The organism is Micromonospora sp. DT62, from assembly GCF_049847285.1.
Taxonomy (GTDB): Bacteria; Actinomycetota; Actinomycetes; order Mycobacteriales; family Micromonosporaceae; genus Micromonospora; species Micromonospora reichwaldensis.
Map to the genome: position 1 here is coordinate 18,574 of NZ_JBNCOB010000024.1, position 26,385 is coordinate 44,958.

At 75.1% G+C, this 26,385-nt stretch carries 6 protein-coding genes and 1 pseudogene; 5 read left to right on the forward strand and 2 right to left on the reverse strand.

Annotated features, from left to right (window positions below; all coding sequences use genetic code 11):
- The first annotated feature begins 3 nt into the window (after positions 1-3).
- The 5 genes and pseudogenes from ACPXCB_RS25590 (at position 4) to ACPXCB_RS25610 (ending at position 18,845) form a co-directional block, all read left to right on the forward strand.
- Positions 4-9,510, forward strand: coding sequence for a type I polyketide synthase (locus tag ACPXCB_RS25590; RefSeq protein WP_425878143.1), 9,507 nt, complete (start codon positions 4-6; stop codon positions 9,508-9,510).
- 25 nt (positions 9,511-9,535) lie between these two features.
- A pseudogene (locus ACPXCB_RS25595) lies at positions 9,536-15,013 on the forward strand (type I polyketide synthase); the annotation flags it as partial.
- A gap of 87 nt (positions 15,014-15,100) precedes the next feature.
- Positions 15,101-16,153: an ABC transporter ATP-binding protein gene (locus ACPXCB_RS25600; protein ID WP_425878145.1), complete on the forward strand. Its 1,053-nt coding sequence runs from the start codon at positions 15,101-15,103 to the stop codon at positions 16,151-16,153.
- Positions 16,150-16,989 carry an ABC transporter permease gene (locus tag ACPXCB_RS25605; protein WP_425878146.1) on the forward strand — a complete coding sequence of 280 codons (840 nt, stop codon included), beginning with the start codon at positions 16,150-16,152 and terminating at the stop codon, positions 16,987-16,989. The genes ACPXCB_RS25600 and ACPXCB_RS25605 overlap by 4 nt, the downstream gene beginning before the upstream one ends.
- Before the next feature lie 449 nt (positions 16,990-17,438).
- Entirely contained in the window at positions 17,439-18,845 is a 1,407-nt protein-coding gene (locus ACPXCB_RS25610; RefSeq protein WP_425878244.1) for a glycosyltransferase, read from the forward strand.
- 67 nt (positions 18,846-18,912) lie between these two features.
- Here ACPXCB_RS25610 and ACPXCB_RS25615 read toward each other — a convergent pair whose 3' ends face one another.
- The gene (locus ACPXCB_RS25615) at positions 18,913-21,729 is read right to left on the reverse strand and encodes a helix-turn-helix transcriptional regulator (RefSeq protein ID WP_425878147.1); all 2,817 of its coding nucleotides are present in this window, start codon (positions 21,727-21,729) and stop codon (positions 18,913-18,915) included.
- A gap of 743 nt (positions 21,730-22,472) precedes the next feature.
- The gene (locus ACPXCB_RS25620; RefSeq protein ID WP_425878149.1) at positions 22,473-25,325 is read right to left on the reverse strand and encodes an AAA family ATPase; all 2,853 of its coding nucleotides are present in this window, start codon (positions 25,323-25,325) and stop codon (positions 22,473-22,475) included.
- Positions 25,326-26,385: the final 1,060 nt, after the last annotated feature.

Below are 26,385 nucleotides of genomic sequence, written 5' to 3' on the forward strand. Positions count from 1 at the left end.
CCGATGGCCAACGAAGACAAGCTCCGCGACTACCTCAAGCGGGTCATGGCTGATCTCCACGACACCCGTCGCCGGCTCAGTGAGGCACAGTCCCAGGAACTGGAGCCGGTGGCGATCGTGGCGATGAGCTGCCGGTTGCCGGGCGGGGTGCGCAACCCCGACGACCTGTGGGAGCTGTTGCGAAACGGCCGGGACGCGGTCACCCCCTTCCCCGACGACCGGGGCTGGGACCTGGAGCGCCTCTACCACCCCGACCCCGACCACCCGGGCACCTCGTACGCCCGGGAGGGCGGGTTCGTCGACGGGGCCGGGGACTTCGACTCCGCCTTCTTCGGCATCTCGCCCCGCGAGGCGTTGACCATGGACCCCCAGCAGCGGTTGCTGCTGGAGACGTCCTGGGAGGCGGTCGAGGCCGCCGGGATCGACCCGGCCTCGCTGCGCGGCAGCCGGACCGGGGTGTTCGTCGGCACCAACGGGCAGGACTACGGCACCCTGCTGATGATGTCGCCGGACGGCGACGAGGGGCACTCGATGACCGGGGGCGCGGCGGCCGTCGCGTCGGGCCGGGTGTCGTACACCCTCGGGCTCGAAGGGCCGGCCGTCTCCATCGACACGGCCTGCTCGTCGTCGCTGGTGGCACTGCACCTCGCGGTGCAGGCGCTGCGGGCGGGGGAGTGCGACCTGGCGCTGGCCGGTGGGGTGACCGTGATGGCCACCCCGGGCCTCTACATCGGATCCAGCCGGCAGCGCGCCCTCTCCACCGACGGGCGGTGCCGGTCGTTCGCCGCCAGCGCCGACGGCGCCGGGTTTTCCGAGGGCGTCGGCTGGCTGCTGGTCGAGCGGCTGTCGGACGCCCGCCGCAACGGCCACCACGTCCTCGCGGTGGTCCGCGGCACCGCCGTCAACCAGGACGGCGCGTCGAACGGGCTGACCGCCCCGAACGGGCCGGCGCAGCAGCGGGTCATCAGCCAGGCCCTCGCCTCCGCCCGGCTCTCCACCGCCGACGTCGACGTCGTGGAGGCGCACGGCACCGGCACCAAGCTGGGCGACCCGATCGAGGCGCAGGCGCTCATCGCCACGTACGGGCAGGACCGGGGGGAGGCCCCGCCGCTGCTGCTCGGCTCGGTGAAGTCGAACATCGGCCACGCCCAGGCCGCCGCCGGCGTGGCCGGGGTGATCAAGCTGGTGCTCGCCATCCGGCACGGCGTCGTCCCGGCGACGCTGCACGTCGACGCGCCGTCCCCGCACATCGACTGGACGGCCGGCGCGGTGGAACTGGCCACCGAGGCCCGGCCGTGGCCCGAGACGGGCCGGGCGCGGCGTGGCGCCGTGTCCTCGTTCGGCATCTCCGGCACCAACGCCCACGTGATCATCGAGCAGCCGGACGAGTCGGCCGAGGAGCGCCGCTCCGACTCCGCCCCCGGGCTGGTCGCGGCCGACGCGCTCCTCTGGCCGGTGTCGGCCCGGTCGAAGGCCGCCCTGGCCGCGCAGGCCGCCCGGCTCGCGTCGCACCTGCGGCAGCGCGACGGGCTGGAGCCGGCCGCGGTGGGCTGGTCCCTGGCGGCCACCCGGTCGACGTTCGACCACCGCGCCGCCGTGGTCGGCTCGACCGCCGACGAGCTGCTGGCGGGGCTGGACGCGGTCGCGGCCGGCCTGCCCGCCGGGAACGTGGTCAGCGGTGTGGCGTCGGGCCCCGGCGCGGGCCCGGTGTTCGTCTTCCCCGGTCAGGGCGCGCAGTCGGCGCGGATGGCCGCCGGCCTGGTCGGCCGTACGCCGGTGTTCGACGCGAAGCTGGCCGAGTGCCAGCGGGCCCTCGACCCGCACCTCGCCGTCGACGTGGTGTCGGTGCTGACCGGCGACGACGAGTCGTGGCTGGAGCGGGTCGAGGTCGTGCAGCCGGTGCTGTGGGCCGTCGGCGTGGCCCTCGCCGCGGTGTGGCAGCACGCGGGGGTGACCCCGGCCGCGGTGATCGGCCACTCGCAGGGCGAGATCGGCGCGGCGTGCGTGGCCGGCATCCTCAGCCTGGACGACGCCGCGAAGGCGGTGGCGCTGCGCTCTCGCGCCCTGACCGTGCTGCGCGGCACCGGGACGATGGCGTCGGTGGACCTGTCGGCAGAGGCGGTCGCCGAGCGGCTGCCGGCCTTCCCGGGCGTCGGGGTGGCGGCGGTCAACGGCCCGTCCACCGTCGTGGTCTCCGGCCCGCCGCAGCACGTCGCCGACCTGGTGCAGGCGTGCCAGGCCGAGGGCGTCCGGGCCCGGTTGATCCCCGTGGACTACGCGTCGCACTCGCCCGCCGTGCAGGAGGTCGCCGAGCAGCTGCGCGCCGACCTGGCCGACGTCACGCCGCAGGTCGGCCACACCCGCCTGGTCTCCACCCTCACCGGGGACTGGGCCGACCCGATCTCCATGGGCGCGGACTACTGGTACGACAACCTGCGTCGGACGGTGCTCTTCGACACGGCGGTGCGGGTGGCCGTCGCCGCCGGGCACACCACGTTCGTGGAGATCAGCCCGCACCCCGTGCTGACGATGCCGGTCACGGCGATCCTCGACGACACCGGCGTCACCGGTAACACCCTGGGCAGCCTGCGCCGCGACGACGACGACGCGACCCGGCTGCTGACCAACCTCGCCGCGGCGCACGCCATCGGCCTGCCCGTCGACCTGACGAAGGTCCTGCCCGCCGCGCCCACCGTCGACCTGCCCACGTACGCCTTCGACCACCACCGGTACTGGCCCGCCCCGCCGGCCTTCCTCGCCGCGGCCGACGGCGAGCCGGACCTCGACCGGTGGCGCTACCGGGTCACCTGGCAGGCCGTGCCCGACCTGCCGCTGACCTGGCTCGCCGGCACCTGGCTCGTCCCGGTGCCCGCGGCGCTGGCCGGGGACCCCCTGGTCGCCGACGTGCTGTCGGCGCTCGGCAACTTCGGCGCGGACGTCGTACCCGTGGAACTGGACGCCACCGACGACCCGGCGGCGCTGGCCGAGCTGCTGCGCGCCGCGCTCCCCGGCCCGGACGGACCCGTCGCCGTGCTCTCCCTGCTGGGCCTGGACGAGCGGGCGCACCCGGAGCACCCGGCGACCTCGCTGGCCGTCTCGGGCACCGCCCTGCTGGTGCAGGCGCTCGGGACGCTCGGCGTCGAGGCGCCGCTGTGGTGCGCGACCCGGGGAGCCGTCGCGGTCAGCGCCGACGACCCGGCGCCGAGCCCCGTCGCCGCCTCCGTCTGGGGGCTCGGCCGCGCGGTCGCCCTCGAACACCCCGCCCGCTGGGGCGGCCTGCTCGACCTGCCGCACACCCTCGACGCGCAGGCCGGCGCCCTGCTCTGCGCGGCGCTCGGCGCCAGCGGCGAGGACCCGTTCGGCGGTGGCGCGGACCAGTTCGGCGACGACGACGGCGCGGAGCGGTCCGGCGGCGGCGAGGACCAGCTCGCCGTGCGCGGGTCCGGGGTCTTCGTCCGCCGACTCACCCGGCTCACCGAACCCGAGCCGAGCGCGTCCGGCGACGCCGTCGACGACACCTGGCGGATGCGCGGCACCGTGCTGATCACCGGCGGCACCGGCGGGCTGGGCGGGCACCTGGCCCGCTGGGCGGCCCGATCCGGCGCCGCGCACGTCCTGCTGGCCAGCCGGCGCGGCCCGGACGCCCCGGGCGCCGCCGAGCTGGAGGCGGAGCTGACCGGCCTCGGCGTACGGGTCACCGTGGCCCGCTGCGACGTCGCCGACCGGGCACAGGTGGCCGACCTGCTGGCCGCCGTCCCCGCCGACGCCCCGGTGACCGCCGTGCTGCACACCGCCGCCGTCCTCGACGACGGGATCGTCGACACCGTCACCCCGCAGCGCCTGCACACCGTCGCCGCGCCCAAGTGCGCCGCCGCCGTCCACCTGGACGAGCTGACCCGGGACCTCGACCTGGACGCCTTCGTGCTGTTCTCCTCGGTCGCCGGCACCACCGGCAACGCCGGGCAGGGCGCGTACGGGGCGGCGAACGCGTTCCTCGACGCCCTCGCCGAGCGGCGCCGGGCCGAGGGCCTGGCCGCACTGTCGGTGGCCTGGGGCGCGTGGAGCGGGGCCGGGCTGCCCGCCGACAACGAACGCGCCCAGCAGCGGCTGCGCCGGGGCGGCATGCTCGGCATGGACCCGGAGCTGGCCGTCGAGGCCCTCGCCCGGGCGCTGCGGCGCGGTGAGACCACGACCCTGATCGCCGACATCGACTGGGCCCGGTTCGCCCCCGCGTTCACCCTGGTCCGGCCCAGCCCGCTGATCGGCGACCTCGCCGAGGTGCGCGAGGCGACGCGGCCGGACCCGCAGGAGGCCGCCGAGGAGGCGCCGGACGTACCGTCGGCCCTGGCGCGGCGGCTCGCCGGGCTCGCCGCGGCGGAGCGCGCCGCGACGCTGCTGGAGCTGGTCCGCCAGTGCGCGGCGACCGCGCTCGGCTACGGCGCGGCCGACGACATCCCCGCCACCCTGCCCTTCCGCGACCTCGGCCTGGACTCGCTGACCGCCGTGGACATGCGCAACTTCCTGGCCACCGCCACCGACCTGCGGCTGCCCGCGACGCTCGCCTTCGACTACCCGAACCCGACGGCGCTCGCCGCGCACCTCGACGAACTGCTCACCGGGGCCGCCCCGGACGTGGCCACCCCCGCCCCGGCCGCCCTGGCCGAGGACGACGATCCGATCGCCATCGTGGCGATGAGCTGCCGCCTGCCCGGCGGGGCGGACACCCCGGAGCAGCTGTGGCAGCTCCTCGCCGGCGGCGGCGACGCGATCGGCGAGTTCCCCACCGACCGGGGCTGGGACCTCGACCGGCTCTTCGACTCCGACCCGGAGAAGGAGGGCACCAGCTACGCCCGCGAGGGCGGATTCGTCACCGGGGCCGCCGACTTCGACGCCGGCTTCTTCGGCATCAGCCCCCGCGAGGCCCTGGCCATGGACCCGCAGCAGCGGCTCCTGCTGGAGGCGTCCTGGGAGGCGATCGAGCGGGCCGGCATCGACCCGCACGCGCTGCGCGGCAGCCCCACCGGCGTCTTCGTCGGCACCAACTACCAGGACTACCGGAACCTGATGTTCAGCGCCGAGGGCGCCGAGGGGCACCTGATGACCGGCAACGCCGGCAGCGTGCTCTCCGGCCGGGTGTCGTACACCCTCGGGCTGGAGGGGCCCGCCGTCTCGGTCGACACCGCCTGCTCGTCGTCGCTGGTCGCGCTGCACTGGGCCTGCCAGGCGCTGCGCCGCTCGGAGTGCTCCCTCGCCCTCGTCGGCGGCGTCACCGTCATGTCCACCCCCGGGGTGTTCGTCGGCTTCAGCCGGCAGCGGGGGCTCGCCCCGGACAGCCGGGTCAAGGCGTTCGCCTCCGCCGCCGACGGCACCAGCTGGGGCGAGGGCCTCGGCCTGCTGCTCGTCGAGCGGCTCTCCGACGCCCGCCGCAACGGCCACCCCGTGCTCGCCGTGATCCGGGGCAGCGCCGTCAACCAGGACGGCGCCTCCAACGGCCTGACCGCCCCGAACGGGCCGTCGCAGCAGCGGGTGATCCGGCAGGCGCTCGCCAACGCCGGCCTCACCCCGGCCGACGTGGACGCCGTCGAGGCGCACGGCACCGGCACGAAGCTCGGCGACCCCATCGAGGCGCAGGCCCTGCTCGCCACGTACGGCCAGCGGCCCGCCGACCAGCCGCTCTGGCTCGGCTCGATCAAGTCCAACATCGGGCACACGCAGGCCGCCGCCGGCGTCGCCGGGATCATCAAGATGGTGCTGGCGCTGCGGCACGGCTACCTGCCGCAGACCCTGCACGTCGACGAGCCGACCGACCAGGTGGACTGGTCCGTCGGCGCGGTCGAGCTGCTCGGCGAGGGCCGCCCCTGGCCGGTCACCGAGCACCCGCGCCGCGCTGCCGTCTCCTCGTTCGGCATCAGCGGCACCAACGCGCACACCATCCTGGAGCAGGCCCCGGAGCCGTCCGTCGTCGAGCCGCCGACGGGGGAGCCGGCCGGGCTGCCGGTGGTGCCGGTGCTGCTGTCGGGACGTACGGCGGTCGCGCTGGCCGCCCAGGCGGACCGCTGGGCCGAGCAGCTCACCGGGCTGGAGGCCCCCCGGACGGTCGACGTGGGCTGGTCGTCGGCGGTCTCCCGGGCCACCCTGGAGCACCGGGCCGTCGTGCTGGCCACCGACCGGATCGCGCTGGGCGCCGGGCTGCGCGCCCTCGGCGCCGGTGAGGACTCGCCGCTGGTGGTCACCGGCGTGGCCGCGTCCCGGCCGAAGGTGGCGTACCTGTTCTCCGGGCAGGGGGCGCAGCGGGCCGGGATGGGTCGCGAGCTGGCCGAGGCGTTCCCGGTCTTCGCCGCCGCACTCGACGAGGCCTGCGCCGCACTCGACCAGCACCTGCCCCGCCCGCTGAAGCCGCTGCTCTTCGCCGAGCCCGACACCGGAGAGGCCGAGGCGCTGGACCGGACCGAGTTCACCCAGCCGGCGCTCTTCGCCGTGGAGGTGGCGCTGTTCCGGCTGTTCGAGGCGTGGGGGGTGCGCCCCGACGCGGTCGCCGGGCACTCCATCGGCGAGTTCGCCGCGGCCCACGCCGCCGGGGTGCTCTCCCTGGCCGATGCCGCCGAGCTGGTCGCCGCCCGGGGCCGGCTGATGCAGGCGCTGCCGGCCGGCGGGGCGATGCTCGCCATCGCCGCCACCGAGGCCGAGGTGACCGCCGGGCTCGGCGACCGCGCCGACCGGGTCTCCGTCGCCGCCGTCAACGGTCCCGCCGCCGTCGTGGTGTCCGGGGCCGGCGACGCCGTCGAGGAGCTGGCCGCCGAGTGGACCGCGCGGGGCGTCCGGATCCGGCGGCTGACGGTCAGCCACGCGTTCCACAGCCCGCTGATGGAACCGGTGCTCGACGACCTCGCCGCCGTCGCCGGACGGCTGCGGTACCAGGACCCGAGCATCCCGATGATCTCCACCGTCACCGGCGCGCCGGTCGACGCGGCGGAGATCGGCACGCCGGAGTACTGGGTGCGGCACGCCCGCGACGCCGTGCGCTTCGCCGACGCCGTCGCGGCGCTGCGGGAGCGCAACGTCACCGGCTACGTCGAGATCGGCCCGGACGGGGTGCTCACCGCCCTCGCCCAGGCCGTCCTGGCCGAGGACGCCCCGACCGGCGGCCGGCCCCCGCTGGTCGTGCCCGCCCTGCGCCGGGACCGCTCCGAGCCGACCACCCTGCTGCGGGCGGTCGCCGCGCTGCACACCCACGGCGTCTCCCCGGACTGGTTCGCCCTCTACGCGGGCACCGGCGCGCAGCGGGTCGACCTGCCCACCTACACGTTCGACCGGCAGCGCTACTGGCCGGAGCCGCCGCCGTGGGCCAGCCTGGCGGCCGAGGACGACCGCACCGACGTCGAGCGCCGCTTCTGGGCGGCCGTCGAGGCCGAGGACCTCGAGTCGCTGGCCCGCGACCTGGACGTGGACCGCGACCAGCCGTTCGGGACGGTGCTGCCCGCGCTCTCCGCGTGGCGGCGGCGCGGCCGGGAACGGTCCCTGGTCGACGGCAGCCGGTACCGGGTCGTCTGGGAGCCCATCGAGGAGACCCCGGAAGAGCAGGATCCCGGCCGCTGGCTGGTGCTGCTGCCCGCCGACCGGGCCGACGATCCCGACCTGAACTCCTGCACCTGGGCCCTGGGCACCGACGTGACCATCGTGCCCGTGGACACCGGCGCGGACCCCGACGAGCTGTGCGGCGGGTTCGCCGACGTGCTCACCGAGGCACTCGGCGAGGACGGGGGACCGCTGTCGATCCTCTCCTTCCTCGGCCTGGACGACGCCCCGCACGCCGAGCACCCGGCGCTGCCGCGTGGCCTCGCCGCGACCGTGCACCTGCTCCAGCAGCTCGTCGACCTCGACGCCCCGGCCCGGCTCTGGTCCGTGACCCAGGGTGCCGTCGGGGTCGGCGACGGCGACGTCCCGGCCAACCCGCGGCAGGCGATGCTGTGGGGCCTGGGCCGGGTGGCCGCGCTGGAACAGCCCGCCCGCTGGGCCGGTCTGGTCGACCTGCCCACCGACCTCGAGCCCTGGACGGCGATGCGGCTCGGCGGCATCCTCACGGGCGGCGGCGTGGAGGACCAACTCGCCGTCCGCGAGTCCGGGGTGCTGGTGCGGCGGCTCGTCCCGGCCGTCACCGACGGGGAGCCCGCGCCGTGGCAGCCCCGGGGCACGGTGCTGATCACCGGCGGCACCGGCGCGCTCGGCGGGCACGTGGCCCGCTGGGTGGCCGGCGCCGGCGCGGAACGGGTGGTGCTGACCAGCCGGCGCGGCACCGACACCCCCGGCGCCGCCGAGCTGCTCGCCGAGCTGACCGGCCTCGGGGTGGACTGCCGGGTCGCCCGCTGCGACGCCGCCGACCGGAACGCGGTGGCCGAGCTCCTGGCCGACCTCGGGCGGGAGGGACCGCCGCTGCGCGCGGTGGTGCACGCCGCGGGGGTCAGCGAGGTGGTGCCGCTGGCCGACACCACCCTGGAGGACCTGGCGTACGTCATCGCCCCGAAGCTGTCCGGCGCCGAGCACCTCGACGAGCTGCTCGACGGCGTCGACCTGGACGCGTTCGTGCTCTTCTCGTCCATCTCGGCGGTGTGGGGCAGCGGCGGGCAGGGCGCGTACGCGGCCGGCAACGCCTACCTGGACGCCCTCGCCGAGCGGCGCCGGGGCCGGGGCCTGGCGGCCACCTCCGTCGCCTGGGGGCCGTGGACCGAGTCCGGCATGTACACCGAGGGGGCGGCGGAGCAGCTGCGTCGCCGCGGCCTGCGGGTGATGCCGCCCGGCGTGGCGATGGCGGGGCTGCGGCACGCCCTGGCCGTCGGCGACACCTGCGTCACCGTCGCCGACGTCGAGTGGGGCACCTTCGCGCCGCTGTTCACCTCGCTGCGGCCCAGCCCGCTGCTGGCCGACCTGCCGGCCGTACGCGAGCTGGCCGTCACCCCCGCCGACGCGCCGGACGCCTCCGCGCCCGTCGCCCGGGACCTGCTCGCCGAGTTGCGGGCGTTGCCCGGCGACGAGCGGCGGGCCGCCCTGCTGGAGATGGTGCGCATCGACGCGGCCAAGGTGCTCGGCCACTCCTCCGCAGACGTGATCGAGACGGACCGGGGCTTCCTGGACCTCGGCTTCGACTCGCTCACCGCCGTGGAGCTGCGCAACCTGCTCACCGCGGCCACCGGGCACGACCTGCCCACCACGGTCGTCTTCGACTACCCGACGCCGGCCGGCCTGGCCGACCACCTGTACGAGGAGCTCTTCGCCGACGGCGACGGGGAGTTCGGCGAGGACGGCGACGAGGAGTCGGTCCGCCGGGCCCTCGCCGCGATCCCGCTGGACGAGCTGCGGCGGACGGGCCTGCTCGACCAGCTGCTCCAGTTGGCCCGCACGAGCGCCGGTCCGCCGGCCGTGGCGCCCGCCGCCCCGGCCGCGCCCGAGGCGCAGATCCACGAACTCGACGTCGCGGGCCTGGTCCGGATGGCCCTGGAAGGCTCCGACTCGTGACCCGGCCGGCCCTGAGGAGCCCCCGATGAGTGTTTCACTGGACGAGGTCGTCGGCGCGCTGCGCGCGTCCCTGCTCGACAACCAGAAGCTCAAGCAGCAGAACCAGCAGCTCACCGCCGCGCTCAGCGAGCCGGTGGCGATCATCGGCATGAGCTGCCGGTTCCCCGGCGGCGTCGGGTCGCCGGAGCAGCTGTGGGACCTGGTGGCCGACGGCACCGACGCGATGTCGGCGTTCCCCGACGACCGGGGCTGGGACCTGGGGGCGCTCTACGACCCCGATCCCGACCCGGACAGCCGGGGCACGTCGTACGTGCGGGAGGGCGGGTTCCTCTACTCCGCCGGGGACTTCGACCCCGCCTTCTTCGGCATCAGCCCCCGCGAGGCGCTCGCGATGGACCCGCAGCAGCGGCTGTTGCTGGAGACCGCCTGGGAGGCGTTCGAGCGGGCCGGCATCGACCCGACCACGCTGCGCGGCGCGCCCACCGGCGTGTACGCGGCGACCAGCAGCCAGGGCGACTACGCCGCGCTGCTCACCGGGGTCAGCGGCGGGGTCGAGGGCTACCTCGGCACCGGGAGCGCCGCCGCCGTGGCCAGCGGCCGGATCTCGTACGCCCTGGGACTGGAGGGGCCGGCGGTCACCGTGGACACCGCCTGCAGTTCCTCCCTGGTCGCGTTGCACCTCGCCTGCCAGGCGCTGCGGCTGGGCGAGTGCACCATGGCGCTGGTCGGCGGGGTGTCGGTGATGGCCACCCCGACCGTCTTCGTGGAGTTCTCCCGCCAGCGCGGCCTGTCCACCGACGGCCGGTGCAAGTCGTTCGCCGCCGCCGCCGACGGCACCGGCTGGTCCGAGGGGGCCGGCATGCTGCTGGTCGAGCGGCTCTCCGACGCCCGCCGCAACGGTCACCCGGTCCTCGCCGTGGTGCGCGGCAGCGCGGTCAACCAGGACGGGGCGAGCAGCGGGCTGACCGCCCCGAACGGCCCGTCCCAGCGGCGGGTGATCCGGCAGGCCCTGACCAGCGCGGGGCTGACCGCCGACCAGGTGGACGTCGTCGAGGCGCACGGCACCGGCACCACGCTCGGCGACCCCATCGAGGCGCAGGCGTTGCTGGCCACGTACGGGAAGGACCGCCGTGCCGACCGGCCGTTGTGGCTGGGGTCGGTGAAGTCGAACATCGGGCACACCCAGGCGGCGGCGGGCGTCGCCGGGGTGATGAAGATGGTCCTGGCGATGCGGCACGGGGTGCTGCCGCCCACCCTGCACGTGGACGAGCCCACCCCGCACGTCGACTGGTCGGCTGGGGCGGTGTCCCTGCTGACCGGGGCGGAGCCCTGGCCGGAGACCGGGCAGCCGCGCCGGGCCGGGGTCTCCGCGTTCGGGATCAGCGGCACCAACGCGCACGTCATCATCGAGCAGGCCGCCGAGGCGGACACCGACGACGCCCGCCCGGCCGGTACGCCCGCCCCGCCGGCGCCGTGGATCGTCTCCGCCCGCTCCGCGCCGGCCCTGGCCGGGCAGGCCCAGCGGCTGCTGGCGCACCTGGCCGACGACCCGGACCTGGCCCCGGCCGACGTGGCGTACTCGCTGGTCACCACCCGCGCGGCCCTGCCGCACCGGGCAGCGGTGATCGGCGACGACCGCGACGCGCTGCTGGCCGGCCTGCGCGCGGTCGCCGAGGAGCGCAACACGTCCGGCGTGGTACGCGGGGTGGCCCGCCCGGCCGGCAAGGTCGCCTTCCTCTTCACCGGCCAGGGCGCCCAGCGCCTCGGCATGGGCGCCGAGCTGTGCCGCCGGTTCCCGGTGTTCGCCGCCGCCTTCGACGAGGTGGCCGGGGAACTGGACCGGCACCTGAGCCGGCCGCTGCGGGAGGTGGTCTTCGCCGATCCCGACTCGCCCGAGGCGGCGCTGCTGGACCGTACCGAGTTCACCCAGCCGGCACTGTTCGCCTACGAGGTCGCCGCCTACCGGCTGGTCACGGCGTGGGGGCTGCGCCCGCAGCACCTGCTCGGCCACTCGGTCGGCGAGCTGGCCGCGGCGCACGTCGCCGGCGTGCTGTCGCTGGCCGACGCTGCGGCCCTGGTGGCCGCCCGGGGCCGGCTGATGCAGCAGCTGCCGCCCGGCGGGGCGATGCTGGCGGTGCGGGCGTCGGAGGCCGAGGTGACCCCGCTGCTCGACGAGCGGGTGTCGCTGGCCGCCGTGAACGGTCCCCGGTCGGTGGTGCTCTCCGGCGACGAGGAGGCCGTGCTCGCGGCGGGTCGGCAGCTGGCCGCCGAGGGCCGGCGGTCCCGCCGGCTGCGGGTCAGCCACGCCTTCCACTCCGCCCGGATGGACGCCATGCTGGCCGACTTCCGGGTGGTCGCGGAGAAGGTCACCTGGCATCCGCCGACCCTGCCGGTCGTCTCCGACCGCACCGGCGAGGCGCTCACCGCCGCCCAGGCCACCGACCCGGGCTACTGGGTCGACCACGTCCGGGACACCGTCCGCTTCCACGAGGGTGTCGCCACCCTGGCCGCCGCCGGCGTGGGGACCTTCCTGGAGCTCGGCCCCGACGGCGCCCTGACCGCGCTGGCCCGCGAGTGCCTGCCCGACGTCGAGCCGGCGGCCTTCGTGCCGCTCGGCCGCCGGGACCAGCCCGAGCCGGCCAGCCTGCTCGCCGCGCTCGCCGCCGTCGACCTGCGCGGCGCCGGGGTGGACTGGCCGGCCCTCTTCGCCGGCAGTGACGCCGCGCGCGTCGAGCTGCCCACCTACGCCTTCCACCACGAGCGGTACTGGCCGGATCCGCCCGCCGTCGACCTCCGTCAGCCCGCCGCGCCGAGCGACGACGAGGAGTTCTGGGCCGCCGTGACCCAGGACCGGCCGGCCGCGCTGGCCGCCGCGCTCGGCCTGGACGCCGACCGGCAGGAGGCGCTCGCCGACCTGCTGCCCGCCCTGGCGTCCTACCGGGACCGGCGGCGCCGCGGCTCCGCGCTGGACGGCCTGCGGTACCGCGCCGACTGGGTCCGCGTCGCCGCGCCCTCCGGCACCGCGACGACCGGCGGATGCCTGGTGGTGGCCGGGACGGGGACCGACGCCACGGGCGTGCTGGCCGCACTGCGCGCCGAGGGACTGGACCCGGTGCTCGTGACCGTGGGCGACGACCCGGACGAGGTCGCCCGGGCCGTCGAGCACGCCGGAGGCACCCCGTCGGTCGTGGTCTCGCTGCTGGCGGCGGAGGCCACGGGGACGGTCGCACTGGCCGGGACGGCCGCGCTCGTCCGGGCCCTCGCCGGCACCGGGGGCAGCGCGCCGGTGTGGACCGTGACCCGGGGCGCGGTGGCCGTCGACGCCGACGATGCCGCGCCCGGCGTCGCCGGCGCGTACCTCTGGGGCCTGGGTCGGGTGCTGGCGTTGGAACAGCCGCGCCTCTGGGGCGGGCTGGTCGACCTGCCGGCGGAGCCGGACGACGCCGCGCTCGCCGCGTTCGCCCGGCTCGTCGCGGCCGGCGGCGACGAGGACCAGCTGGCGGTGCGTTCCGGCGAGGTGTACGCGCGGCGGCTGTCGCGCGCCCCGGCCGGCACCGCCGCCGACGCGGACTGGCGGCCCCGGGGTGCGGTCCTGGTGCACGGGGCCGCGGCGGTACGCACCCCGCACCTGCTGCGGTGGCTCGCCGACCGCGGCGCCACCCATCTCGTCCTCGCCGGTCCCGGGGTACCCGCCGGCACGGTCGACCGGGACGTCGCCGTCACCGTCGTCGACGACCTCGACGGGCTGCCCGAGGCGCTGGACCGGCTGGCCGACGCCGGGACCGTGGTCCGCACCGTCCTGCACGTCGCCGACTCCGACGGGGCCGGCGAACCGGTCGCGGCGCTGGACCCGCGCGACCTGGCCCACGCCGTGGCCGCCCGTACCGCCGGGGTGGAGCTGCTCGACCGGGCCTGCGCGGGCCGGCCGATTGACGAGTTCGTGGTCTTCACCTCCACCGCCGCCGTCTGGGGCAGCGGGGGAGCGGCAGTCGCCGCCGCCGCCGGCGCCGGGCTGGAGGCGCTGGCCGCCGGCCGCCGCGCCGCCGGCCGCCCGGCCACTGTCGTCGCGTGGGTGCCCTGGGTTGACGAGGTCACCGACCCGGCACAGCTGCGCCGCCGGGGGGTCCGTCCGCTCCCCGCCGAACTGGCCGTGTCCGCGTTGCAGCAGGCCGTGGGCCGCGGCGACGACCAGCTCGCGGTCGCCGACCTCGACTGGTCGGCGTTCGTGCCGGCCTTCACCGCCGTACGGCCCGCACCGCTGCTGCGCGGCGTGCCCGAGGCGGCGGCAGCCGCGGACCGGGACGCCGGCCCCGCCGGCGAGGCGACCGACCCGGCCCGGGCCTTCCGGGACCGGCTGGCCGGCACCCCGGCCGGCGATCGGCACGGGATCCTGCTGGATCTGGTCCGCGCGCGCGTGGCCACGGTGCTCGGGCACGCCTCGCCCGGGGCGGTCGAGGCCGACCGGGACTTCCTGGAGCTCGGCTTCGACTCGCTGACCGCACTGGAGCTGCGCGACGCGTTGTGCCAGGAGACCGGGGCGGAGCTGTCGGCCACCCTGCTCTTCGACCATCCGACCCCTACGGCGCTCGCCCGCCACCTGCTCGGTCAGCTCGGCGGCGCGGACGCGGTCGGGGACGGCGCGGACGACGCCGGGGGACCCGCTGCGGAGAGTTCCGGCGGCGGACTGCTCGGCGGGCTCTTCAACCAGCCGAAGGCGCGCGAGGATCCCGCCGGGTACGCCGAACTCCTGGTCAAGCTCGCGCAGTTCCGGCCCAGCTTCAGCGAGCCGGCGCAGCTCACCCGCCCGGCCGGCATCCTCCGGCTGGCCGAGGGCAGTGCCGCGGCGCAGCTGGTGTGCTGCTGCACCATGTCCCTGCTCTCCGGCGCCCACGAGTACGCCCGGCTGGCCGCCGGCTTCCGGGGGGTGCGCAACGTCTGGGCCCTGCCCAACCCCGGGTTCGGCGTGGGCGAGGAGCTGCCCGCCGACCTCGACGCCCTGCTGCGGGTGCACGCCGACACGGTGCTGCGCGCCGTCGGCGCCGGCCCGTTCGTGCTGGCCGGTCACTCGGGTGGCGCGATGGTGGCCAACCTGCTCGCCGGCGAGCTGGAACGCCAGGGCCGCTCGCCGGACGCGGTGGTGCTGATGGACACCTACCCGGCGAACAGCGAGGTGCTCGGCGGGTGGGTGCCGCAGCTGCTCGACGGGATGATCGACAGGGAGACCGCGTACACGCCGATGGACGACTGGCGGACGACCGCGTGGGCCGGCTACCTGCCCCTGTTCCTGGACTGGCAGCCGACCGAGATGGCGGTGCCGACCCTGCTGGTCCGGGCCAGCGAGCCGTTGGGGGAGTGGGACGGCGAGGAGGGCGGCTGGCGGTCCCGCTGGCCCTACCCGCACGAGGTGGCGGACGCGGCCGGTGACCACTTCAGCATGGTCGCCGACCGGGGGCCGGAACTCGCCGGCACGCTCCAGCGGTGGCTGGCCGCGCGGGGCCTGTGACCGTTCCCGCCCCTGGCGTGCCCCTAGCGCCCCCTATCGGCGCACACACATCTATCGAACCGACGTTGCAGGACGGAGCATGACGACGTGGACGAGGCAGTGGTGGTCACGGAGCTGGTCAAGCGGTACCAGCCCAACATGCCACCGGCGGTGGACGGGCTGAGTTTCTCCGTCGCCGCCGGTGAGGTCTTCGGCCTGCTCGGGCCGAACGGCGCGGGCAAGACGACGACGATCGGGGTGCTGACCACTCGGGTGCGGGCCACCTCGGGCCGGGCCCGGGTGTGCGGCGCGGACGTGATCGGCGCGCCCGCTGTCGCGCGGCAGTTGCTGGCGGTCGTACCGCAGCGGGTGAACCTGGACCGGGCGCTGACCGTCCGGCAGAACCTGCTGTTCCACGCGGCGTACCACCGCGTGCCCCGGGCGGAGCGCATCCGGCGGGCGGACGAGCTGCTGGACCAGATGGGGCTCAAGGAATTCGCGAACCACCGTACCGATTTCCTGTCCGGCGGCCTCGCCCAGCGCACGATGATCGCCCGCGCGCTGATGCACTCGCCCCGGGTGCTCTTCCTCGACGAGCCGTCCGCGGGTCTCGACCCGCAGTCCCGGCTCTTCGTGCACGACCGGGTCGCCGAGCTGAAGCGGTCCGGGGTGACCGTGGTGGTCACCACGCACGACATGGACGAGGCGGAGAAGCTCTGCGACCGCGTCGGCATCGTCGACCACGGCAAGCTGCTCACCCTGGACACCCCGTCCGCGCTGACCCGTACGCTGCCGGGCAGCAGCACCCTGACCCTCGTGGTGACCCCCGGCGCCCCCGCCGAGGAGGTGCGGGCCGCGCTCGACGCGATCCCCGACGTGGAGCAGGTGGAACACTTCAAGGTGACCGCCCCGGCGCCCGCCGCCGCGCCGGCGTTCCCCGGCATGCCGGCGATGCCGGTGCCCGCGCCGGCCCCCGACGCGCCCGTCGACCCGGACGCCCCGCTCTCCTTCCGGGTCTACACCAGCGGCCAGCCGGCCAACGCCATCCCGATGGCGATGAAGATCCTCGCCGACCTGGGCTGCGAGGTTCGTGACCTGAACATCGGCCAGCCCAGCCTGGAAGATGTCTTCATCCACCTGACCGGAAGGGAACTTCGGTGAGCGTCGCCGCCCCCGCCCCCCCGTCCGCGCCGTCGCCGGCCTCGTCGCCGCCGCCGGTGCGCGCGCTGGACCAGTTCGCCACGTTCCGGGCGGTGCTCTCGCGGGACCTGTTCGTCACCGGCCGGGAGTTGATCGGCTTCCTGCTCCAGGTCTTCATCCAGCCGCTGTTCATGCTGCTGATCTTCGGCAAGGTGCTCAGCGACCTGGGCTACGCCAGCGACGACTTCTCCAACGTGCTGCTGCCCGGCGTCATCGCGCTGAACGCCTTCCTGATCGGCCTGGAGAACACCGCGCTGCCGATGATGATGGACTTCTCCTTCACCCGGGAGATCGAGGACCGCCTCCTGTCGCCCATGGCGATTCCGCTGGTGGCCCTGGAGAAGATCGTCTTCGGCGGCATCCGCGGCCTGATCGCCGGCGTGGTGCTGATCCCGGTCGGCATGCTCATGCTCGGTGTCACCTGGCCCTGGGCGGTCGTGCTCAAGGTGGTCGGGGTGTTGGCGATCGGCGCGCTGGTCGGTGCGGCGGTGGGCCTCGCCTTCGGCACGCTGGTGCCGACGCAGCACATCCAGATCATGTTCACCGTGGTGATGACCCCGATCATGTTCACCGGCGCGACCCAGTTCCCGCTGCTGGGCCTGGACTCGCTGCGCTGGTACCAGGTGATCTGCTCGCTGAACCCGCTGACCTACATCAGCGAGGGGACCCGGTCGCTGGTCGGTCCGCCGGGGGTCGAGTCGCTGCCGCTCTGGCTGTGCATGTGCGTCCTCGCCGGGGTCTTCGTGGTGTTCTCGATGATCGGCATGCGTGGCTTCATGCGCCGCGCCGTGGACTAGCCGAACCGCGGTCGCGGACCGCGTGGCCCCGAGAGGGGCGCGCGCAGCCCGGCGGTCCCCGCCTCCGTTTCCCGTACCACCTCGACGCCGATGGCCCGAGCCGCTTCCGCGGCCCGGGCCATCGGCGTCGGTGGTTGCACCCCATCGGCAGGCACGAATATCGACATGGTAGGTTAGTCCGAAATAATCGGCACATAACCCGCCTCTCCAGCGAGCGCTGCCACGAGACCCGTGGCAGTCTGTGCAGAGGGCGCCAGCTCGTGGTCCCGGCCGTTCCGGAGTGCCAGCCCTTTTGACCCGAGCTTCGCCGCACGTTGCTGCATCGATATGTATCGATGTCGATCCGCCGCAGACCGAACGGCTCCACGAACAGCCCGCCGGCGCGGCGTACTCCAGGGTCGGACGGCGCGGGTCGCCGCACAGGCGGAAAGGAGTGACGGACGGTGGACATGACCGGAAACGACCGTGACCGGGCGGTACTCGTCGTCGCCTACAACAGCGCGGGGATGTTCAACCCGTTGCTCAGCATCGTGGGCGAGTTGAAGGCCCGGGGCGTCGGGAACGTCTGGTTCGCATCGACCGAGGATCGCCGGGCAGACGTCGAGGGACTGCGCGGGCCGGGCGAGGTCTCGTTCGTCTCGCTCGGCCCGGCCCGGCCGCGGTCGTCACCGGACAGCTGGGACGACGCGACGTACCGGCTGCTGACCACGGGCGACCGGGCGACCAGCTTCGCCCGGTACCTCGACGTCAGCACCGACTACGACCACGTGGGGCAGCTCTACCGGCGTTGCCTTCAGGTCATCGACGAGGTCGGGCCGGTGGTGGCCGTGATCGACAGCCTCGCCAGCTGGGCGATGGACGCGGCGCAGACCCGGCAGCTGCCCTACGTGGTCAGCATCTCGCTGCCGCCGTCCAACTTCTTCCAGGAGCAGCTGCCGACGCGCTACCCCGCCCCGTTCTCGGGGCTGCCGGAGCGGATGACGCCCCGGCAGCAGGCGGCCAACGTCGGCTTCCGCAACCGGCTGGTGCGGGCACTGATGGAGCCGCAGCGGCTGCGGCGCAGCCTCGCGGCCGTGGCCGCCCGCAAGGCGGCCGGCATCCACAACCCGGAGATGCGTCCGGCCGGCTACGTCGAGGCCGCCGAGGCGCTCATGGCGTACACGGTGTTCGGCTTCGAGTACCCCTTCGCGACCGCCCCGGAGAAGCTGCGGATGCTCGGTCCCGTGGTGCCCAGGGAACTGCCGCCGGTCGACGGTGACGATGAGTTGACCCGGTGGCTCGACGAGCACCCCTCGGTGGTCTACGTCGGCTTCGGCACCATCATGCGGCTGTCGCGCGGGCAGGTGGACGCGATCGTCGAGATCGCCGACCGGCTCGGGCCCGAGCACGCCGTGCTGTGGAAGGTGCCCGCGCGCCAGCAGCACCTCCTGCCGCCGGCGCAGCGGCTGCCGGGCAACCTGCGGGTGGAGGCGTGGGTGCCGTCGCAGCACCGGGTGCTGGCCCACCCGCACGTGCGGGTCTTCTTCAACCACGGCGCCGCCAACGCCATCCACGAGGCGGTCCACTTCGCCGTGCCGCAGCTGGTGATGCCGTTCTGGCTGGACTGCCCCGACGGGGCGGTGCGCGCGGTCGACAGCGGGGTGGCCCTGTCCGTCGAGCGCGCCGACTCGCTGGACGTCGAGGACGTCCTGGCCAAGCTCGCGCGGTTGCTGGGCGAGGAGACGTTCCGGGCGCGGGCGCAGCTGTGGAGCCGGCGGATGCGGCAGGCCGGCGGGGTCACCGCCGCCGCCGACCTCGTGCTGGAACACCGCGACGAGGCGGCGGCCCGTCGTACCGTCGGGCTGGCCGTCGGCTGATCTCCCGGTCGTCGTACGCGCCGCGGGGGCGCGGTGGGTCACACCCACCGCGCCCCCGCGACGTCGGTCAGGACGCGGCGCCCTGGGTCTCGTCAGCCAGCGCCTCCGCGTACGCGACGAGTCGGGACGGCAGGTCCGTGCGCCGCTTGACGTCGAGCTTGCGGTAGACCCGGGTCAGGTGCTGCTCCACGGTGCTGACGGTGATGAAGAGCTTGCTGGAGATCTGCCGGTTGGTGTGTCCCTGGGCGGCCAGCGCGGCGACCCGGCGTTCGGCGTCGCTCAGCCCGTCGTCCGGCTCCTGCAACTCGGCGGCGGCCGGGTACGCCGGCAGTCCGCTGCCCGGCTCCCGGCGGATCAGCCGCTGGGCCAGCACCGACGCGCCGCAGTCCTGGGCGAGCTGGTAGGCCCGGCGGACGAGCAGTCGGGCGCGGGCGGAGTCCCCGGCACGTTGGAGCGTCTGACCGGTGTCGCCGAGGGCCCGGACGAGTTCCAGCCGGTCGCCGCTGGACTGGAGCAGGTTGACCGCTTCGGAGAGCAGCTTGCGCCGGTGGTCCTGAGCGGCGGTGGTGGCGAGCAGCCGGAGCGTCCGGCCCCGGGTGCGGTCGTCGACCCCGTGCGGCACCCGTAGCTGCTCCTGGAGAAGCTGCGTGGCCTGCGTCTTGTTGCCGACGCTGAGCTGCACCCGGGCCAGCTCCAGCCGCCACGGCACCAGCCCGGCCGCGTCGATGCCCCAGGCGCGCATCAGCTCGCCGCACCGGCGCAGGTCGGTGGTGGCGGCGTGCGGCCGGCGCACGGCCAGGTGGTGCCGGGCCCGGGCGGCCAGGTAGTGCAGGCCCAGCGGGGTGCGGAACATGCCGGACGGGACGGGGTGGGCGAGCCACCGTTCGGCCTCGGAGAACCGGCCCGACTCCGTCGCGCAGGCGACCAACGTGGCCAGTGGGCCGGCGATGGCCACCCCCCAGGCCGGGGCGGGCATGTCCTCCAGGGCCGCCCGCGCGTGGTGCTCCGCGCCGGGCAGGTCGCCGACGCGCAACGCCGCCTCCGCCCGGACCGCCCGGATGACGGCCCGCCACACCGGGGCGTGCTGGGCCACCGGCCGGCCGAGCAGCACGTCCCCCCAGGCCGCGGCCCGGTCGGACCGACCCGCCCAGAGCAGCGCCAGCAGGGGAGCGGTCAGCAGACCCAGCGCGCCGTCGTCCGTGTGGTGGCGCTGGAGAAGCTGCTCGGCGGTTGCCACGGTGTCGTTGTCCGCGGCCGGCGTCAGCGCGCTGCCGAGCACCGTCACCGCCTGGAGCAGCGGGCTGATCGTGGTCGGCGCGCTCGCCGCCCGGCTCCAGGTGCTCGGGGTCTCCCGCACGGTGGCCAGGTGCTCCGGGTGGGAGAGGGAGACCAGCAGCTGCATCATCCGCAGGCGACCGGCCGTGCCGGCCGGGCCGTGCTCCTCGTCCGTCGGGAAGGCGCTGACCGCCTCGGTGGCCTCGTCCACCCGGCCCTGCCAGAGCAGGTAGGGCACGGCGGACAGGCCCGCGTCGGTGGACCACCCGGCGGCCCGCGCCGTCTCCACCAGCTCGGTCAGCTGCCCGTTCACGGTCAGCGGGTTGATCTGCCAGCGGGCGTTCACCAGCATCTCGGTGGTGGCGGTCCGCTGCTGCGCGTCCACCGGGGCGCGGGAGACCAGGCGCAGGCACGCGGCGGCCACGTCGGGCCGGCCCGACGCCAGGGCGTGGCCGGCGGCGTCCTGGAGCACCGGCACCACCCAGGGCGCGCTCGCCGAGCCGGCGGCCACCAGGTGCTCGGCGACCACGCTCGGCTCGGCGCCGTGGTCGTGCAGCACCTCGGCGGCGCGCTGGTGCAGGCTCCGCCGTTCGTCGGCCGACATGTCGCCGAGGATCGACCGCAGGATGCGCGGGTGGCGCAGCTGGTCGCCCTCCATCAGGCCCGAGGTGCGCAGCACCCGTACCGCCGGGGCCGTCGACTCGGGCACCACGTCGAGGAGGTGGCCGAGCAGGTCGGTCGTCGCGGGCCGGTTGAGCACCGCGAGCGCCTGGGCCACCCGGCGCACCCCCGGCTCGTGCCGGTACAGGCAGCCGAGCACCGCCTGGTCGAAGGCGTCGCCGACCGGCGCACCGTACTCGTCGTTCGTCTCCGTGCTGGCCCGCTCCTCGAGCAGCGCCCGGGTGAGCAGCGGATTGCCGCCGGTCATGCGGAGGCAGCGTTCCGCCGTCCGCCGGGCGTCGGCGTTGTCGGCCTCGCCACCGACCAGCCGGGCGACGGCGTCGACGGTCAGCGGCGGCAGGCCGATCCGGGAGAAGTGCGGCTGGCTGAGCAGCTCGGCGCGGAACAGCGGGTGCGGCGGGCGCAGCGTCGAGGCCTCCGCGAGCACGACCATGATCCGGGCGTGGCGCAGCCGGCGGGTCACATAGAGAAGGCAGTGCAGCGAGGCCGGGTCCGCGTGGTGCACGTCGTCGACGACGAGGACCAGGGGTCCGGCGGCGGTCAGGTCGAGCAGGGTGGCGAAGAGACCGTGCAGCAGGGGGGCCCAGGCCCGGTCGCCGTCGGCCGCCTCAGCGCCGGGCTCGGGCAGCGGTACGGCGAAGGTGGCGTCCCGCATCAGCTTCTCGACCCGGGCCGCGGCCTCCGGCGTGAGCCGTGCACCGTGGAACAGCTGCCCGACCACTCCCAGGTGGAGCCCGCGCTCGGCCCGGGAGCCGGCGGCGCTCAGCACCTGCCCGCCGGCGCCCGCCGCCCACTCGCTGAACGACTCCAGCAGGCTCGTCTTGCCGCTGCCCACGGCGCCGGTGACCAGCGCGACGTGTCCGCGCTGCTGGTCCTCACAAGCCTGGAATGCGCGCCGGAGACGGGTCGTCTGTTCCTCTTGCTGCACCAACACCAACGTGTCAGCCCTTCTCGTACGCGGCGCGGGACCGGGAACCCCGGTGTTGCCGACGCCGCCTCCCCCTTGCCGGACAGCCGCCCCTCCACCCGCGTCTTCCGGGTAGGGGTGGAGCGCACCGGGCCGCCGTGCCGGGTGGACCTGGACTTCTTTCGCCGGACCGGGGGTTCTCGCCGTACGGTCCGCGTGCTGAGGGGAGTCTGGCACCGGCGTGGGTGTGCGACAACGGGCGCGAGACCCCATCGTTTCGCGCACAAACCTGCGGCCCCGAAACATATTTAGGGGTTGCGCGAAGTGCGATGAAGGGGTGTCGGACTCGACCCGGCGGGGGAGATGGCGACACGGTGAGTGGCTGGTGTCGGGTGTGCGGCTTGATGGTGTCACATCGGGCTTCGCGACGCACGCCCGGTTGCACGCTCAGTGCTGGGCTGCGGACGCGCGGCGACGGTCGGCGCAGGTGGCGGCCGAGCCCAACCTTCCACAGTCGACTGAAAAGACCGGCGGAAGCCGGGGCGAACGGCGGCGGACGGCCGGCGACGGCCCACGCCGAAGGTGGCCGCGGGTGCCGTTCGACGTGGTCGTGCGGACCTCGCGCGACGGCAGGTCGACGAACCGGTCCGTGGACAGGCCCAGGAGGCCATGGTCGGCGGTGAGCGGCGGCCGGGACGGTCGGCGGTGCAGGAGCGGCAGCCGGGACGGTCGGCGGGGCAGGAGAGGTGGTCGACCGGCGAAGGTCAGCGCGGCCGGGGCCCGGCGGGCCGGTGGCCCGGGTCGTCCCTGCCTCGCGGCGGTGGGTCCAGGACCGTCGCGCCGGGTCGGTTCATGCGCAGTCGGGCGGCCAAGTCGCTGCGCGAAGTGACGTCCAGCTTCCGGTAGATCCGGGTCAGCCGCTGCTCGATGGCACTGACGGTCAGGAAGAGCTTCTCGGCGATCTCGCGGTTGGTGTGGCCCTGGGCGGCCAGGGTGGCCACGTTGCACTCCGCGTCGGTCAGTCCCCGGACGACGGCCGTCGCGCCGGCGCCCTCGGCGCCGCCGCTCCTGGGGGAGAGGCCGGGCCGCAGCATCGGGATCCCGCACTCCTCGGCGAGGACCCGGGCCGACCGCGCCGCGACGCGGGCCTGCCGCCGGTCGCCGGCCTGCTGGTAGGCCTGACCGAGGTCGGCCAGGTTGTGCGCCAGCTCCATCCGGTCACCGCACTGCCGCAGCAGCCGGACGGCGCTGCGCAGGTGCGGGATCCGGTCCGGCCCGTCCTCCGTGGCGGCCAGGACCCGCAGGGCGGCGGCCCGGTGCCGCACGTGCACGGGCCGCAGCCGGGCCAGCTCTTCGCGGACCAACCGGCCGGCCTGCTGACGGCGGCCCATCCGGAGCAATGCCCGCGCGGACTCGGTCCGCCACGGGACGAGGCCCGAGAAGTCCAGCCGCCAGCGGTTCATCAGCTGCCCGCAGAGCTGGAAGTCGGCCAGGGCCGCCTCCGGGCTTCCCGCGGCGAGGGCGTGCATCCCGCGGGCCTGCAGGTAGTGCAGCCCGATCGGGGTCTCGAACATCGCCGCGGGCACCGGCACCTGGAGGGAGGCCGCTGCCGCGTCGAGCTGGTCCATGAAGGTGAGGGCCCGTACCCGGACGGCGAGCGGTATCCCGATCACCACTCCCCAGCCCTTCGCCGAGAGCTGACCGAGCGCCTCGTCGGCCAGCTTCTCGGCGCGGGGCAGGTCGCCGAGCCGTCCGGCGACGGCCGCCCGGAGTGCCGCGAGCGTCGCCGACGGGGTGGGGTAGCGCGGGGTGGCGGGGTTGCGGCCCAGCCGGTCGCACCAGTCGTCGGCCAGGTCCAGCCGGTCGGCGTAGATTATGGCGATGAGTGCGCAGACAGCGGTCCACATGTTCGGTTCGTCGTCCAGCCCGGTGGTCGACAGCGCCCGCTCGGCCTGTTCGACCGCGCTGGCGTCGCCGCGGTCGAGCACGGCGGACAGCAGGGTGGCGCCCTCGATCCCGCGCTTGACCTTGGCCAGAGTGAGCGGGTCCCGGGCGGCCACGGCGGGTGCGGGGCGGTCGACCATCACGCCGGGGTAGAGGGTCGACATCCAGGCCGTGGTGACGAGCAGTTCGGCGGCGGACCTCGGGTCGACGCTGTCCGCCCGTTCGCTCAGGTGGTTGACGAGATCGACGGCCTTGTCGATCTCGCCGTGCCAGAGCAGGTAATGGATGGCGCCGGCGGCCTGCTGGCTGCCGAGGTGCCCGGCGCGGATGGCGGTGACGACGCCGACCAGGTGGGGGATCGCGGCCTGCGGGTCGAGACGCCACTCGGCGCGGGCCAGCGCGGAACGGATCCGCGCCCGCAGGCACTCGCCGGCGCCGCCCCGGTGCGCGCGGCGCAGGTAACGCAGCGCGGTCTCCATCTCGCCGTCGCGCAACGCCTGCTCGCCCGCGTCCAGCAGGGTCTGCGCCATCCAGGGCTCGGTCAGCTCGTCGATCCCGACCAGATGCGGCGCGATCCGGGCCGGGGCCGCGCCGTCGTCGTGCAGCAGGCAGGCCGCCTCCAGATGCAGCCGTGCGCGTTCCTCGGCGGTCATGCCGTCGATGACGGCCTGGCTCACCGCCGGATGGCGCAGCCCCTGCTCGGTGATCAGTCCCGCGCTGGTCGAGTCGTCGATCGCACCGAGTGCGGCCCGGAACCGTGCGTCGACGAGGTGGGGCAGCAGGGTGCCGTGCAGCGGCTCGCCGGTCACCGCCAGCACGCGGGCGGCGTTGAGTACCAGCTGGTCGCAGCGGTACAGGCAGCTCAGCACGGCCTCCCGGAACGACTCCCCGGTCACGGGACGGTCGGCGGGCCGGGGCGCGGCCGCCTGGTCCTCGGCGAGCGCCTGCACCAGCAGCGGGTTGCCGCCGCTGATCCGATGGCTCTCCTCGGCGATGGTCCGGGCGACCGGAACGCCGAGTCGCCGGGCGAGCAGTTGGAACGTCCCGTCGGCGGTGAGCTGCGGCAGCCGGATGCGCTGCAGCCGCGCGGGTTGCAACAGCTCGGCGTGCACGTCGGGCCGCCACGGCCGGGTGCGCGGCGCCTCCGTCAGGATGATCAGCACGGGTAGCCCGGAGATCCGTCGGGCCACGTAGTCGAGGCAACGCAGCGACGGCACGTCGGCGTGGTGGACGTCGTCGACCGCGATGACCAGCGGCCCCTGCGTGGTCATCTCCAGCAGGGCCCCACCGATCGCGGCGGTGGCCAGGGCGGTGTCCTCGTGGTCCGTGTCGTCGGCGTCGGTCCAGGTGAGGGCGCCCGCGTCCAGCAGCCGCCCGAGGCGGGCCCAGAGGTCGGGGTTGCCGGCTCCACTCAACGGCGCCGCCCGCACGAGCTGCCGGATGACCTCCAGCGGGACGGTGCGTTCGGCGCGGGAGGCACTCGCGCCGAGGACACGCGCCCCGGAGTCACAGGCCCGCCGGGCGAAGGTCTGCAACAGCGTGGTCTTGCCGGAGCCGACCGGACCGGTCAGCACGGCAACGGTCCGGTCGGTGGGGGAGGCCTCGGTGCGGGACAGGTCCGTCAGCCGGCGTTCCAGCATGCTGAGCAGGCACGACCGCTCGGTCAGCTCCATCGACGCGGCCCCCGGAGGAACGTGCGGTCCGCGGTCACCGGAGGGGCCGCCCGCCCTGCGCGCCCCTGGAGCTCGACGAAATCGGAGACCGGCAATTCTTGACCCATTCCATTATTAGCAAATATAGACGACCGTCGAGCATGGCCGGCGAACCATCGATCGACTTGACCGGCTGGCGACTCCGGGTCGCGCCCCCACCAGCGTCGGTGATAATTCCCAGCCTCTCCGGGCCGGCCTTCCCCCTATCGACCACCGTGATGGTGGGAGTATGGCAGTTCGGCAATTGGGCGGCAAGCCGAGGTTTGTAAAGGATGAGCAAACATCGGTTCTGTCTCGCGTCGGCCCGAGCGGGCCTTCGTGCGTACGGTTGACAGCGGAAAGTCGCCGGGCGGTCCCGTAACGTGACAGCATGGCGTCGTGGCCCATTGGTCGCGCCTTTTCCGGCCCGCTCGGCGATTGGCGGACCCGTTCTTGCGTGCTAAGCGTCCGGTGCGTGTCCATATCGTCACCGCGACGGCGCTCCCGTCGTCGACCCGTCGGCGGCGAAGCCGCCCTCCCGGCGGCGGCCGTCCCGCGTCGGGGTGGGTCGGAAGCCCTCGAGGGTCATCCCGTGTAAGCGCTGCTCAACTCAGTGTCAGCATGGCCGGCGGGTGGGCCGGTGGCCCCGGGCGCGGTGCGGACCGGCGTGGGAGCGCTGTCGTCCGGAAGGGGATCGGGGGTGCCTGCCGGCTCGCCGGGCCCGGGTCGGCGACGAGCCGCTCCGGGCCCGGGTGGGCGGCTCGACAATTGTTAAAGGTTCCCGATTGTTGCGGCGTGCGACATCGCCTGCCCGAAGTGCGACTGCGGGCCGCCGGGTCGCCCGGGATCGGGACTCGGCGCGCGTCGCCGATGCGCCACCCGATTCGGACCTTTGGGAAATTCACCGATTATGTTGTTAAAAAAGAATTATGCGCCCAGGGGCTTGTCGGTGGGCAACGGTGTCGCTGCAGGGCCGACGGAATGCGGTCGGATAAGCGTAACCGACATCAATGTCTTGGCGCTCCATTAGTGCTGATCCACA

Bases quoted from the DNA above. Each gene is read 5' to 3' on its own strand.
- ACPXCB_RS25610 (WP_425878244.1), top strand. From the start codon at position 17,439: ATGACCGGAAACGACCGTGACCGGGCGGTACTCGTCGTCGCCTACAAC.
- ACPXCB_RS25590 (WP_425878143.1), top strand. From the start codon at position 4: ATGGCCAACGAAGACAAGCTCCGCGACTACCTCAAGCGGGTCATGGCT.
- ACPXCB_RS25620 (WP_425878149.1), bottom strand. From the start codon at position 25,325: ATGGAGCTGACCGAGCGGTCGTGCCTGCTCAGCATGCTGGAACGCCGG.